We start from the raw sequence: 13,628 nt of genomic DNA on the forward strand, positions 1-13,628 counted from the left end.
GCCGGCGCCTGCCGGCCGTGCCTTGCAAGGGCGCGGCAGCGCGCTATACTGGCCTGCGGCCGCGGACGCCCTGTCCGCTGCCCTGCCGAATTACCTGCCTGCCGGCGCCCGAGCCGAACGCATCATGACATTCAACCCGCATGACAGGAACCTGTCGGTCTTCCATCACCCGGTGCTGACGGTGCTGGTCGATGACAGCAAATCGTTCATCGACAGCCTGGCGTTCCAGATGGATGCGTCACGCGCCGTGGTCACGTTCACCGACCCGCGCGAGGCCCTGCAATGGATTCGCGAGGCGTATGCGACCCGCTTCCCGGGCTTCCTGCCGGTGCAGGTCACGCACGACGACCTGACATTCCTGACCGAGCGGCGCACGGTGCAGCTGGATATCGACCGCATCCACCGGCAGATCCACGACATCAACCGCTTCCTGCAGCCTGGTGTCGTCGTTGTTGACTATTCAATGCCGCAGATGGACGGCCTGGAGTTCTGCCAGGCCTTGCAGGACCTGCCGTGCAAGACCATCCTGCTGACCGGTACCGCGGACGAAAGCATCGCCGTCCAGGGCTTCAACCATGGCCTGATCGACCGCTATGTGAAAAAGCACGACAGCAATATGGTCGAGCGCCTGGGCCAGGAAATCGATGCAATGCAGCACGCGTATTTCGCCACGCTGTCGCGCACGCTGCGCGAACTGCTGACGCGGCACTCGTTCTCGTTCCTGTCCGATCCCGCGATGACCGAGCGCGTACGCCAGATCACGGCGCGCTACGGTTTTGCCGAGTACTACCTGTATCCGAACCCGGCCGGCATCCTGATGCTGACCGCACAGGGCCACGCCACGCTGATGGTGATCGAGACCCGGTCCGGGCTGATGAGCCAGGTCGAGTCCGCGGAAGCCTACGACGCCCCGGCGGCGCTGATCGAAGGCCTGCGCGAAGGCCGCCTTATCCCCTTCTTCTGGCCGGGCAACGGCATGTACACGCCGGCCTGCATCGACTGGGAGCAATACTGCCTGCCCGCCGAACGCTGCGAAGGCCGCGAAGAGTATTTCTATGCCCTCTTCGACCTGCCCCGCCATCTGTTGGAGGAGCCGGTGATCAGCTTTCAGAGCTTCCTGGCCGATTTTGCCCGCAACGCTGAAGCGATGACGGGCCGCAAGCGACCCTGAGCCGGCGGCTGCCGGCTCGCCTCAGTCTGCCTGCGGCGCCCGGTTGCCGCCGCGCACCATGTCAAACCGGAACAGCCGGCATTCGATATTGCCGTTGTAGAGCGGCGTGCGGCGCGATTCCTTCAGCCGCAGCCGGCGCGGGAAGCTCAGGTCGCCGGTGAAGACCCAGGCCTGCCAGCCGGCAAAGCTCTGCTTGAGCGTGGTGGCGAATGCGCTGGCGAACTCGTTGGCCGCCGCTTCTTCGGCATCGTCGCGCGGCGCCTCTTCGTCAGGCGCCCTTCGCTGGCCACGCACAGCGATCCGCTCCCCGTAAGGCGGATTCATCAGCATGACCCCCGGCTCGGCGAACGGCGGCTGCACGAAGCGTGCATCGACCTGCTTGGTGCGCGCCTCGCCCGGCAAACCGGCGCGCTCCCAGTTGGCACGGGTCATCGCCAGCATGTCGGTGGAGATATCGGAGCCGACGATCTGCAGTTCGTCCGCCGACGCCAGCATGCGCGCGCGCTGGGCATCGGTCTTCAGCTTCTGCCACGCCTTGGTGTCCGCGCCCTTGAGCCATTCGAAGGCAAAGCTGCGGCTGCCGCCCGGGGCAATGCCCAGCGCGACCTGCGCGGCTTCGATCAGGAACGTGCCGCTGCCGCACATCGGATCATAGAACGGCCGGCTGGTCTGGCCCGGCACCCAGCCGGCCAGACGCAGGATGCCGGCGGCCAGGTTTTCCTTCAGCGGCGCCTCGCCCTTCTCCATGCGCCAGCCGCGCTTGAACAGCGGCTCGCCGGTGGTATCGAGGTAGAGCGTGCAGTCGTGCTCGGTCAGATGGGCATAGATCCGCACATCCGGACTGACCGTGTCCACGCTTGGCCGTGCGCCCATGCGCTCGCGCATGGCGTCGCAGATGCCGTCCTTGACCCGCAAGGCGGTGAAATTCAGGCTGCGCAGCGGCGACTTGTGCGAGGTGACGTCCACGCGCAGCGACTCGTCCGGCGAGAACCACTGCTCCCAGCGCTGGCTGCGCGCGAGCGAGTAGATGTCGTCCTCATGCCGGTAGCCGCGCGCCGCCACGCGCATCAGCACGCGGCTGGCAATGCGCGAGTGCAAATTGACCGCGTAGGCCGCCGCCATCTCGCCTGAGAAGCTGACACCGCCCGGCATTTCGCGATGCACCTCGAACGGCGCCAGCGCCGCCATCCCGGGCCGGGCAGCGATCTCGCGCAGTTCTTCGGCGAGCGCGCTCTCGAGGCCGCGCGGGCAAGGGGCAAAGAAGGCTTGGGTCATGGGATGCGGTTCCTGCAAACAAAAACGTCCGCCGTGGCGGACGGGACTCAGATTAGCGTAGACGAGGACTTAGCTGGCTGCCAATGCTCGATCAAGGAAGTCCAGGCGATCCTGGCCCCAGTACGGCTGGCCGTCATGGACATACCAGGGCGCGCCGAACACGCCGGCCGAAATCGCGTCCTGGGTGTTCTGCGCGTAGGCAGCCTGCACCGCCTGGGCATCGCTGGCCTTGAGCAGGCTGTTGCCGTCCAGGCCCGCTTCGTCGGCCAGCTGCGCCAGCGTGGCGGCATCGGCGATATTGCGCTGCTGCGCCCAGACCGCCGCGCCGATGGCACCGGTCAGCTGCATCGCGCGCGCGGTGCCGTGGGCCAGCTGCGTGGCGATGATGAGCTTGCTGGCCGCATCGCCGGACACCGGGAAGTAGGTCGGGTTCGCATTCAGCGGCAGGCCGAGGTACTCGCTCCAGCGTGCCAGCTCGACCAGGCGGTAAGCCTGCCGCTGCGGCGGGCGCTGGGCCAGCGGCAGACCGCCGGAGACCGAGAATACCTTGCCCAGGTCGCACGGCTTCAGGTTGACCTGCACGCCGTGCCGCGCCGCAATGGCGGCAAAGCGCTCATGGCCCAGGTATACGAACGGCGACTGCGGGGTGAGATAGTAGTCGACCTGCTTGCTCATCTTGATCTCAGTAAGGATTTTCCAGGCGGCGCCGGATATCAGAAAGGCTTGACCACCACCAGAATCACGACAGCCAGCAGCACCAGCACCGGCAGTTCGTTGAACCAGCGATAGAACTTGTGGGAACGCGCATTGCGCCCCGCTTCGAATTTGCGCAGCAGCACGCCGCAGCCGTGGTGGTAACCGATCAGCACCAGCACCAGCGCCAGCTTGGCATGCATCCAGCCCTGCCCCGCGCCGCGGCCGATGCCGTAGCCGAGGTACAGCCACAGGCCGAACACCAGCGCCGGCACCGCCAGCATCGTCATGAAGCGGTACAGCTTGCGCGCCATCAGCAACAGGCGCTGCGTGCTGGCCGGGTCCGTCTCCATCGCCAGGTTGACGAAGATGCGCGGCAGGTAGAACAGGCCGGCGAACCACGAAACGACGAAGACGATATGCAGCGCTTTGACCCAGAGCATCGAAAGACTTGTGAGAACGATTGTTGTTGTTTTTTGGGGCGGAGCGTCAGGTCCGGATCTCGCCGTGGCCGAACACCACGTATTTGAGCGAGGTCAGCCCTTCCAGCCCGACCGGGCCGCGTGCGTGCAGCTTGTCGTTCGAGATGCCGATCTCCGCGCCCAGTCCGTACTCGAAGCCATCCGCAAAGCGCGTCGAGGCATTGATCATCACGCTGGCCGAATCGACTTCACGGATAAAGCGCATGCCCGTCGAGTAGTTCTCGGTGATGATCGAATCGGTGTGGTGCGAGCCGTATTCGTTGATGTGGGCAACGGCCTCGTCCAGGCCCGCGACGGTGCGGATGGCCAGGATCGGCGCGAGGTATTCCAGGCGCCAGTCTTCTTCGCTGGCATCGACCAGCCCGCTGAAGCCCGCGGCTTCCAGCGTCGCGCGGGTGGCCGGGCAGACGCGCAGCTCGACGCCCTTCTCCTGGTAGATGCGGCACAGCGGCGGCAGCGCGGCCGCGGCGATGTCCTTCGACACCAGCAGCGTCTCCATCGTATTGCACGGCGCGTAGCGCTGGGTCTTGGCGTTGTCGCAGACGCGCACGGCCTTCTCCAGGTCGGCATCGGCGTCGATGTAGACATGGCAGATGCCGTCCAGGTGCTTGATCATCGGCACGCGCCCCTCTTCGATCAGGCGGGCGATCAGGCTCTTGCCGCCGCGCGGCACGATCACGTCGACGTATTCCGTCATGGTGATCAGGCGGCCGACCGCGGCGCGGTCGGTGGTTTCGATGACCTGCACGGCCTCGGACGGCAGCCCGGCCGCTGCCAGGCCCTCGGCCACCAGCGCCGCGAGCGCGGTATTCGATTCGATCGCTTCCGAGCCACCGCGCAGGATGGTGGCGTTGCCCGATTTCAGGCACAGCGCCGCCGCATCGATGGTCACGTTGGGGCGCGACTCGTAGATGATGCCGATCACGCCCAGCGGCACGCGCATCTGGCCAACCTGGATGCCGGTCGGCCGGAACTTCATGTTGGAGATCTCGCCGATCGGATCGGCCAGCGCGACGATCTGCTCAAGGCCCGCGGCCATGGTGTCGATGGCCTTGTCCGACAGCGTCAGGCGGTCGACGAAGGCGGCGTCCTGGCCGTTGGCGCGGGCACGCTCGACGTCGCGCGCATTGATCGCCTTCAGCTTGCCGGCATCGCGGCGGATGGCGGCGGCAATGGTCAGCAGCGCACGGTTCTTGTCGGCCGTGGAGGCACGCGCCATCGCGCGCGAAGCTGCGCGGGCCTGGCGGCCGACGCGGTCCATGTATTGGTTGAGGTCGAGCTCGTTCATGTTCATGGCCAGGAAAATCCTGCCTTCGATGCGTGTGTTGTAGCGTTGCGGGGCGGGCCCGCCGGCGCAGGCGATGCGCGCGCTAGCGCGCAATCGTCAGGGCAAGCTGCTGCAGGCCATCCCACGGCTCCGCCGGCAGCGGACTGCTGCCGGGCGGCGGCAGGTCCGACAGGCCTTTCACCTGGCGGTCCAGCCTGGCCGCCATGGCCAGCGCCGCCTCCAACTGCGCCTGCGAAAGCCGCTGCGCGGCCTGCGGCACGAGGCGTTCGCGCGGGCCCCAGACCCGCAGTTCGCGCATCAGCACGCCCGCGGGCTTGCCAGCCGCCAGGCCTTGCCGGACCTTGGATAATACGCGAATTTCCTCGGTCAGCGCCCACAGCACCAGCACGGTGGCCTCGCCCTCGCCGCGCAGCCCCTCGAGCATGCGCACCAGCCGCGGCACGTCGCCGCCGAGCATGGCTTCGGACAGCTTGAATACGTCGTAGCGGGCCACGTTCAGCACTGCATCGTGGACCTGGTCGAAGCTCAGCTCGCCCGGCGGGTACAGCAGCCCGAGCTTCTGGATTTCCTGGTGGGCCGCGAGCAGGTTGCCTTCCACCTTGTCGGCAATGAACTGCAGTGCACGCCGCCCCGCCTCGCCGCCCTCGACGCGCTGCTGCTGCAGGGCCAGCCGCTCGCCGACCCAGGCCGGCAGGCGCGAGCGGTCCACGGTGTCGACCTTGATCGACACGCCGGCGCTTTCCAGCGCCTGGAACCATGCGGACTTGGAAGTGGCGAAATCAAGACGCGGCAGCGTGACCAGCATCACGACGTCCGGCGACGGCTGGGCGGCCACGGCGCGCAAGGCTTCGCCGCCGTCCTTGCCGGGCTTGCCCGACGGAATGCGCAGTTCGACGATCTTGCGGTCGCCGAACAGCGACATCGATTGCTGGGCTTCGACCAGCTGGCCCCAGTGGAATCCGCGTTCGGCCACCAGCACGTCGCGCTCGGTGAAGCCGGCTTCGCGCGCCGTCTGGCGCAGGCGGTCGACCGCCTCCAGCACGAGCAGGTGCTCGTCGCCATGCACCACGTAAAGCGGCGCCAGGCCCTTGGCCTTGGCCTGCCGCAGGTGCGCTTCCAGTCCGTCGAGCTTGAGTTGCATCCCGGTGCCTGTCGGCCGCTTGCTCAGATGGCCTTGACCGAAGCCAGCCGGCGCATCAGCTGCTGCACGATGTCGCGCTGCATGTCGCGGTAGAGTTGCTGCTCTTCGTAGTCTTTGGCCAGCGTGTTGGCTTCGTTGTAGGTGAGGTCGCGCGTCAGGACCAGCAGCGACGGCGGGATCAGCTCTTTGCCGGTGGCGTCGCGCAGACGGAAGCTGAAGCGCTGCGTCAGGCGGTATTCACGCACCACACCCTCGGTGGTGATCGACAGGATGGTCTTGGTGCGGGTGTCCTGCAGCACGTCAAGCAGCGCGTCTGCCTCTTTCTGGTCGGAGACGATCTGCGTGTCGGAGCCGCCGCGGATGGCGCGGCGCAGGTCCGAACCCATCAGCGTGTTGGGCGGAATCCCGATATAGAGCCGCTTGAACGCGAAATCCGAATTGCCGCGCATGTGGAAGCCGCAGCCGGCCAGCAGGCCCATTGCCGGCACTGCCAGCATGGCCGCGAGTACCTTGCGGCGACCCATGTTCAGTCGGTTCATTCTTGGCGATTCCTCAGTCTCAGGTTCCGGGTTCCGGGCCTTGCTGCTTACAGTACGACGTTGACCAGGCGGCCGGGCACGACCACGATCTTCTTCGGCGCCTTGCCCTCGGCAAACTTCGCCACGACCTCGCTGGCGGCAGCCGCGGCCTCGATGGCGGCGCGGTCCGCGCTGGCCGGCACGGTGATGCTGCCGCGCACCTTGCCGTTGATCTGCAGCACCAGTTCGATCTCGCTGCGCACCAGTGCGCCTTCGTCGACCTGCGGCCACGGGGCGTCGAGCAGGTCGCCGAATTCGGTGGCATAGCCGAGTTCTTCCCACAGCCCGTGGGTGATGTGCGGCACCACCGGATACAGCACGCGCAGCAGGATGCCCAGGCACTCGCGGCGCGCGGCCGGCGAGGCGGTCTTGGCATCTTCGAGCGCGTTGAGCATCTTCATCGTGGCGGACACCACGGTGTTGTACTGGATGCGCTGGTAGTCGTAGTTAGCCTGCTTGAGCACGCCGTGGATCTCGCGGCGCAGCCCGGAGTCATCGGCGGTCGCCGCGCTGCCGGCACCATCGCGCACCGCGGCGGCGTTGGCAAAGCCGTAGTTCCATACGCGGCGCAGGAAGCGCGAAGCGCCCTCCACGCCCGAGCCGCTCCATTCGAGCTGCTGCTCGGGCGGCGCGGCAAACATCACGAACAGGCGCGCGGTATCGGCGCCGTGCTGGTCGATCAGGGCCTGCGGGTCGATGCCGTTGTTCTTCGACTTCGACATCTTCTCCACGCCGCCGATCACCACCGGCTGGCCATCCGCCTTGAGCGTGGCGCCCACCGGGCGGCCTCGGTCATCGGTCTTCACATCGACGTCGGCAGGGTTGTACCAGTGCTTCTTGCCCGAGGCGTCTTCGCGGTAGTAGGTCTCGTTGAGCACCATGCCCTGCGTGAGCAGGTTGGTGAACGGCTCGTCGAACCTGACCAGGCCCAGGTCGCGCATGACCTTGGTCCAGAAGCGCGCGTACAACAGGTGCAGGATCGCGTGCTCGATGCCGCCAATGTACTGGTCCATCGGCATCCAGTAATCGTTGCGGCCGTCGACCATGGTGGCGGCGTCCGGGCAGGTATAGCGCATGTAATACCAGCACGAATCGATGAAGGTATCCATCGTGTCGGTCTCGCGGCGCGCCGGCTTGCCGCAGGACGGGCAGGTGCACTGCAGGAAGCGCGGATCCTTGGCGAGCGGATTGCCGGTGCCGTCCGGCACCAGGTCCTCGGGCAGCACCACCGGCAGGTCCTTTTCGGGGACCGGCACCACACCGCAGCTGTCGCAATGGATCAGCGGGATCGGCGTGCCCCAGTAGCGCTGGCGCGAAATGCCCCAGTCGCGCAGGCGCCAGGTGACCTTCTTCTCGCCGATGCCCTTGGCGCCGAGGTCAGCGGCGATGGCGTCGACCGCAGCCTGGTAGCCGAGGCCGTCGTACTTGCCGCTATGGACACAGGTGCCGTTTTCCTTGTCGGCGTACCACTCCTGCCACGCTTCGGTCGAGTAGGCCTGGCCCTTGACGTCGATAACCTGCCTGATCGGCAGCTTGTACTTGAGCGCGAAGGCGAAGTCGCGCTCATCGTGCGCGGGCACGCCCATCACGGCGCCGTCGCCGTAGCTCATCAGCACGTAGTTGCCGACCCAGACATCGACCTCTTCGCCGGTCAGCGGATGCACGACCTTCAGCCCGGTCGGCATGCCCTTCTTCTCCATGGTCGCCATGTCGGCTTCCATGACCGAGCCGTGCTTGCATTCGTCGATGAAGGCGGCGAGCTCAGGGTTGCTCAGCGCGGCGTGTGTGGCCAGCGGGTGCTCGGCGGCGACCGCGCAGAAGGTCACGCCCATGATGGTGTCGGCGCGCGTGGTGAACACGTACAGCTTGCCATCGTTGATCGGCTTGCCGTCTTCCCCCGGGATGTCATGGGTGAACGCAAAGCGCACGCCCACGCTCTTGCCGATCCAGTTCTGCTGCATCACCTTGACGCGCTCGGGCCAGCCCAGGCCGCCCAGGTCACCCAGCAGTTCCTCCGCATACTCGGTGATGCGCAGGTAGTACATCGGGATTTCGCGCTTCTCCACCACCGCGCCCGAACGCCAGCCGCGGCCGTCGATGACCTGCTCGTTGGCCAGCACGGTCTGGTCGACCGGGTCCCAGTTGACGGTACCGGTCTTGCGGTAGGCGACGCCCTTTTCCAGCATCTTCAGGAACAGCCACTGGTTCCAGCGGTAGTAGTCCGGGCTGCAGGTGGCGACTTCGCGCGACCAGTCGATCGCCAGGCCCATCGACTGCATCTGCTTCTTCATGTAAGCGATGTTGTCGTAGGTCCAGGCAGCCGGCGCCACGCCGTTGTTGAGCGCGGCGTTCTCCGCCGGCATGCCGAAGGCGTCCCAGCCCATCGGCATCAGCACGTTGTTGCCGTTCATGCGCAGGTAGCGCGCCATCACGTCGTTGATGGTGTAGTTGCGCACGTGGCCCATGTGCAGCTTGCCCGACGGATACGGCAGCATCGAGCAGGCGTAGAACTTGGGCTTTTCCTTGCCGTCGGGCCCGGCTGCATGCTCCGACACGCGATAGGCGTCGATGGCTTGCCAGTGTTGCTGGGCGGCTTGTTCAACGGCGGAAGGAAGATATTTGTCTTGCATGGTCGGGACAGCAGTCAGGACAACGTCTGCGCGGCAACTGGCCTGCCGGCATCCGGGGAAATCGTTGGAATGTGAGCGGCGGGCGCCCGCTTGCGCGGCGCCCGCCAGGCGTGCAATGCGAAAGAAGTCGATTATAACCGTGGCGGCAGGCCACCTTGCGGCCCCGCGCGCCAGGCCGGGCCTTACTTCAGGCCTAGCACGTCCTGCATGTCGAACAGGCCGTTCGGCTTGTCGGCCAGGAAGCGGGCAGCGCGCACGGCGCCGTCGGCATACGACTGGCGGCTGGACGACTTGTGGCTGATCTCGATGCGCTCGCCGATGCCGGCGAACATCACGGTGTGGTCGCCGACGATATCGCCGCCGCGCACGGTGGCAAAGCCGATGGAGTTCGGGTCGCGCTCGCCGGTGTGGCCCTCGCGCGCGTAGACGGCGCAGGTCTTCAGGTTGCGGCCAAGCGCTTCAGCGATCACCTCGCCCATCTTCAGCGCGGTGCCGGACGGGGCATCGACCTTGAAGCGGTGGTGGGCTTCGATCACTTCGATGTCATAGCCGGTCGACAGCAGCCTGGCGGCCACTTCCAGCAGCTTGAACGTGGCATTGACGCCAACGCTGAAGTTGGCGGCGAAGACGATACCGATCGACTTGGCGGCCTCGGCCAGCGCCGCCTTGCCGGCCTCGTCGAAGCCGGTGGTGCCGATCACCATCTTCACGCCCAGCTTCTTCGCCGCGGCCACGTGCGCCAGCGTGCCTTCAGGGCGGGTGAAGTCGATCAGGCAGTCCGCGCCAGCCAACACAGCTTCCAGGTCGGAGCTGATCACCACGCCGGTCTGGCGGCCCAGCAGCAGGCCCGCATCCTGGCCCAGCGCCGGCGATCCCGGCACGTCGAGCGCGCCCGCCAGGCTCACGCCCTCGGTATTCAGCACGTGTTCGATCAGCATGCGGCCCATGCGGCCGGAGGCGCCTGCGATGGCGATGTTCATGGTGTTTTGCTCAGCTGGATTGGAAAACGGCCGGTCGCACGAGACCGGCCTGATGATCGGGGCGCTTCCGGAGCCAGGCCGGCTGCCGCGCGGCGGGCGCGGCGCGCGGGTCACTGCGCCGGTTTGGGCGCGTCGGCCTGCTTTGCGGCCTCTGCCGGTGCGGCTGCAGCCGGCGCGGTCGCCGGGGCTGCTGCGGCTGCCGGATCCGGCGACGGCGCAGGCACAAAATTCTCGAGCGTAGTCCCCGCAGCAGGGGCTTCCGCGCTGGAACCGGAACCGGAGCTAGGGCTAGGGCTAGAGCTAGAGCTAGAGCTAGAGCTGGTTATGATCTTGCCCGGGGTCTGGTCCTTGAGCGCCTTCTTCATGCCGTCGATTTCGGCAATCAGCTCATATTCGGACGGCAGTTCGTCGCCGCCAAACTTGACCAGCTTGTCGCCCTCGAAGAACACCGTGTAACGGCGCTGCTGCACCACCGGGGTATTGCCGCGGCGGAACGAGAACACATAGTCCCAGCGGTTGGCGTGGAACACGTCGGTCAGCAGCGGCGTGCCGAGCAGGAACTTGACCTGGTCGCGCGTCATGCCTTCGCGCAGTTGCGAGGCAGCTTCGCGCGATACGAAGTTGCCCTGCACGATATTGATCCGGTAGGGCGTAATGGCGTTGGCGACCTTGCGCGACGTGGAGTCGTAGGTCGAGCACGCGCCGGCCAGCAATGCCGAGGCCAGCAGGGAAATAACCAGCGTCGGGCGCATGGCGGACGAACGGAATGAACGCATGTATCTCGCTTCTGGAAGGGAGAGAAAAGTGCCGATTACGGCGGGTGCGCCTTGCGGCGACCACCGTGGCCACGATGGCATCCGGCGGGCAACGCCGCAGGCGCTCGCCATGGCACCATGGGCGACTTTTGTCGCCAAAACCCTTATGATTCAACTATCGAGACATTGTACTCTAGGGAGTCACGCCCATGCCGAGTCCGGCGGACCTCAAGAACATCGGCCTGAAGGCGACCGTGCCCAGGCTGAAGATTCTTGAAATTTTTCAGACCAGCGAGCAGAGGCACCTGAGCGCGGAAGACGTCTACCGAATCCTGCTGAACGAGCATATGGATATCGGCCTGGCGACCGTATACCGGGTGCTGACGCAGTTCGAACAGGCTGGCCTGCTGTCGCGCAACAACTTCGAATCCGGCAAAGCCATTTTCGAACTCAACGAAGGCAAGCACCACGACCATCTGGTTTGCCTCGACTGCGGCCGCGTCGAGGAATTCTACGATTCCGATATCGAGCACCGCCAGCAAAGCATTGCGCGCGAGCGCGGTTTTGCCCTGCAGGAACATGCGTTGTCGCTGTACGGCAATTGCACCAAGAACGACTGTCCCTACAGACCCAAACGATAAGCCAGGCGGGTCCGCTCATGCGGACACCGCGGCAAACAAAAAACCGGCGCCTGGCGCCGGTTTTTTGTTGCTGCTTGTGGAAAGCCCGGAAAGCCCGCTCAGGGTTCCTGCAGATCCTGCTCAGCCACCACGCGCAGCGTGCGCGGCACCGCCGGCATGCCGACGAACTCGCCCACGACCTGGCGGAACAGCCCGCGTGCCCACACCAGCATCGGGTGCGTGTTACGGCTGCGGTGCCAGAACATGTTGAGGCCCAGCGTCGTGTTCAGCTCGGCCGGCAGCGGGAACGCCTTCAGGCCGTAGGTTTCGCACGCCATGTCCTTGGTCAGCGCGTTGACGGTGAAGATCATGTCGGTCTGCGCCGCAAGTTCGGCCTGGGCACGCCACGAATGCACCGTCAGCGTCGCATTGCGCTTCAGGCCGCGCTGCTGCAGCGCGTAGTCGAGCGGAATCAGCGAAGGCGCCGGACGGCCGGAGCCGCCGGAATGCGCCATGAAGATATGGCCGCAGTCGAGATATTGCTCGAGCGAGCAATGGCCCTTGAGCAGCGGATGGTTCTTGCGCGCGCAAACCCACAGGCTCAGCGACGTGACCATCTCCTCGACGATTTCCGGATGGCGGGTCGGGAACGGCGAAAACGCAAGGTCCAGCTCGTTGGCACGCATCGATGCCACGTCGGACTCCCACGAATGGGATTCAACCAGCTTGATATGCAGTTCCGGCGCCAGCTGCTTGATGCGCAGGATAAAACGGTTGAAGACCGTATCGCCCAGCTCCGCCGCGAAGCCGATGTTGAGCGTGCCCGTGGCAATGGCCGGATCGAAGTTGTCGGCATCGCCCTCGTTGATCGACGACCAGAGGTCCAGCATGTCGCGGATCTTGGGGCCGAGTTCGAGTGCACGCGGGGTCGGCGTCAGGCCGTGTGGCACCCGGATGAAAAGCGGATCGTCGAAGATTTCACGCAGCCGGCCCAGCGAATGCGACACAGCGGGGGCCGTCATGTGCATTTTCTCCGCGACATAGGTCGCGTTCCGCTTGCTCAGCAGTTCGGTGAAGATCACAAGAAGCTTGGTGTCTACATTCACCATGATCAGGCCCTGGTCAGATTATTCACATCATAGATGGCCCCACCACTTGCACTGGCTGCACATCAGATTTCAACGGCTTCTTAGTAGTGTAAGAGGAAAAAACTGCCTCGGAAAGCAGATTCGACATTTCTCGCATACTGGCGCTAGGAAGATTCGGGCAAAAAAAGCCAAATTTGCCGCCAATCCATGCAGATAGTTGACATTTCCGGAACCAGCTGCTTCGGCGCCTGAGGGCGTATAGTCCGATTGTCCCGTCCCGCAATCGTGATCATGCCTGCACACCGACGCCCCGTCGACCTGTCCAAAGCCTACCGCCTGCTCAACCATGGCCCGACCGTCCTGGTCAGTGCCGCGTCCGGCGGCAGGCGCAACATCATGGCGGCCGCCTGGGCCATGCCGCTCGATTTCTCGCCGCCCAAGGTAGCCGTGGTCCTGGACAAGAGCACATGGACCCGCCGGCTGCTTGAGGAAAGCGGGGAGTTTGTCCTGCAAGTCCCCACGGTCAGCCAGGTCGACCTGACCGAGGCCCTTGGCTCCAGTTCCGGCCTGGTGCTCTCCGAGCAGTCTGGCACCGACAAGTTCGACACCTTCGGCCTGCAGACCTTTGCCGGCACCAAGGTCGCCGCCCCGCTGCTGGAAGGTTGCGCCGCGTGGCTGGAATGCCGGCTGCTGCCGGAGCCGGCCACCCAGCAGACCTATGACCTGTTCCTGGGCGAGGTCATCGCCGCGCTTGCGGACTCGCGCGTGTTCAGCAACGGACGCTGGCATTTCGAGGGCCACGACGCCCTGCGGACCATCCACCACGTGGCCGGCGGCCACTTCCTGGTCGACGGCGCCGCCGTGGACGCGCGCCCGCTGCAGCCTCGCGGCACCGCCTGACAATCCGCGCCGGCATAAAAAAACGCG

At 65.6% G+C, this 13,628-nt stretch carries 13 protein-coding genes; 3 read left to right on the forward strand and 10 right to left on the reverse strand.

Annotated elements, in window-relative coordinates; all coding sequences use genetic code 11:
* Window positions 1–124: 124 nt before the first annotated feature.
* Entirely contained in the window at window positions 125–1,171 is a 1,047-nt protein-coding gene (locus RM96_RS33645) for a response regulator (protein ID WP_039016145.1), read from the forward strand.
* A 21-nt stretch (window positions 1,172–1,192) separates the two neighbouring features.
* Here RM96_RS33645 and RM96_RS33650 read toward each other — a convergent pair whose 3' ends face one another.
* The 9 genes from RM96_RS33650 to RM96_RS33690 all read right to left on the reverse strand — a co-directional run bounded on the left by RM96_RS33650 (window position 1,193) and on the right by RM96_RS33690 (window position 11,014).
* Window positions 1,193–2,446, reverse strand: coding sequence for a THUMP domain-containing class I SAM-dependent RNA methyltransferase (locus tag RM96_RS33650; protein WP_039016089.1), 1,254 nt, complete (start codon window positions 2,444–2,446; stop codon window positions 1,193–1,195).
* A gap of 69 nt (window positions 2,447–2,515) precedes the next feature.
* Window positions 2,516–3,121, reverse strand: coding sequence for a 2-hydroxychromene-2-carboxylate isomerase (locus RM96_RS33655; RefSeq protein WP_039016090.1), 606 nt, complete (start codon window positions 3,119–3,121; stop codon window positions 2,516–2,518).
* A gap of 38 nt (window positions 3,122–3,159) precedes the next feature.
* Window positions 3,160–3,582: a CopD family protein gene (locus RM96_RS33660; protein WP_039016091.1), complete on the reverse strand. Its 423-nt coding sequence runs from the start codon at window positions 3,580–3,582 to the stop codon at window positions 3,160–3,162.
* A 46-nt stretch (window positions 3,583–3,628) separates the two neighbouring features.
* A complete protein-coding gene (locus RM96_RS33665; protein ID WP_039016146.1) occupies window positions 3,629–4,909 on the reverse strand; it encodes a glutamate-5-semialdehyde dehydrogenase in 1,281 nt (426 codons plus the stop codon).
* Between the two features lie 82 nt (window positions 4,910–4,991).
* Window positions 4,992–6,050: a DNA polymerase III subunit delta gene (gene holA, locus RM96_RS33670; RefSeq protein WP_039016092.1), complete on the reverse strand. Its 1,059-nt coding sequence runs from the start codon at window positions 6,048–6,050 to the stop codon at window positions 4,992–4,994.
* A gap of 23 nt (window positions 6,051–6,073) precedes the next feature.
* Window positions 6,074–6,589, reverse strand: a complete 516-nt coding sequence (locus RM96_RS33675) for an LPS-assembly lipoprotein LptE (protein WP_039016093.1) — start codon at window positions 6,587–6,589, stop codon at window positions 6,074–6,076.
* A gap of 47 nt (window positions 6,590–6,636) precedes the next feature.
* Window positions 6,637–9,258 carry a leucine--tRNA ligase gene (leuS, locus tag RM96_RS33680; protein ID WP_039016094.1) on the reverse strand — a complete coding sequence of 874 codons (2,622 nt, stop codon included), beginning with the start codon at window positions 9,256–9,258 and terminating at the stop codon, window positions 6,637–6,639.
* Window positions 9,259–9,440: 182 nt separating this feature from the next.
* Window positions 9,441–10,238, reverse strand: coding sequence for a 4-hydroxy-tetrahydrodipicolinate reductase (gene dapB / locus RM96_RS33685; RefSeq protein ID WP_039016095.1), 798 nt, complete (start codon window positions 10,236–10,238; stop codon window positions 9,441–9,443).
* A 110-nt stretch (window positions 10,239–10,348) separates the two neighbouring features.
* A complete protein-coding gene (locus RM96_RS33690; protein WP_039016096.1) occupies window positions 10,349–11,014 on the reverse strand; it encodes an outer membrane protein assembly factor BamE in 666 nt (221 codons plus the stop codon).
* A 188-nt stretch (window positions 11,015–11,202) separates the two neighbouring features.
* Here RM96_RS33690 and fur point away from each other — a divergent pair, with 188 nt between their 5' ends.
* Complete coding sequence (gene fur, locus RM96_RS33695) at window positions 11,203–11,634, forward strand: ferric iron uptake transcriptional regulator (RefSeq protein WP_039016097.1); 432 nt, start codon at window positions 11,203–11,205, stop codon at window positions 11,632–11,634.
* A gap of 98 nt (window positions 11,635–11,732) precedes the next feature.
* On the opposite strand, the gene RM96_RS33700 is transcribed toward fur, so the two are convergent.
* Complete coding sequence (locus RM96_RS33700) at window positions 11,733–12,722, reverse strand: LysR family transcriptional regulator (protein WP_039016098.1); 990 nt, start codon at window positions 12,720–12,722, stop codon at window positions 11,733–11,735.
* A 270-nt stretch (window positions 12,723–12,992) separates the two neighbouring features.
* On the opposite strand from RM96_RS33700, the gene RM96_RS33705 reads away from it, so the two are divergent.
* On the forward strand, window positions 12,993–13,601 hold the full coding sequence (locus RM96_RS33705) for a flavin reductase family protein (protein ID WP_039016099.1): 609 nt from the start codon (window positions 12,993–12,995) through the stop codon (window positions 13,599–13,601).
* Window positions 13,602–13,628 lie beyond the last annotated feature (27 nt).

Source organism: Cupriavidus sp. IDO (assembly GCF_000812465.1).
Taxonomy (GTDB): Bacteria; Pseudomonadota; Gammaproteobacteria; order Burkholderiales; family Burkholderiaceae; genus Cupriavidus.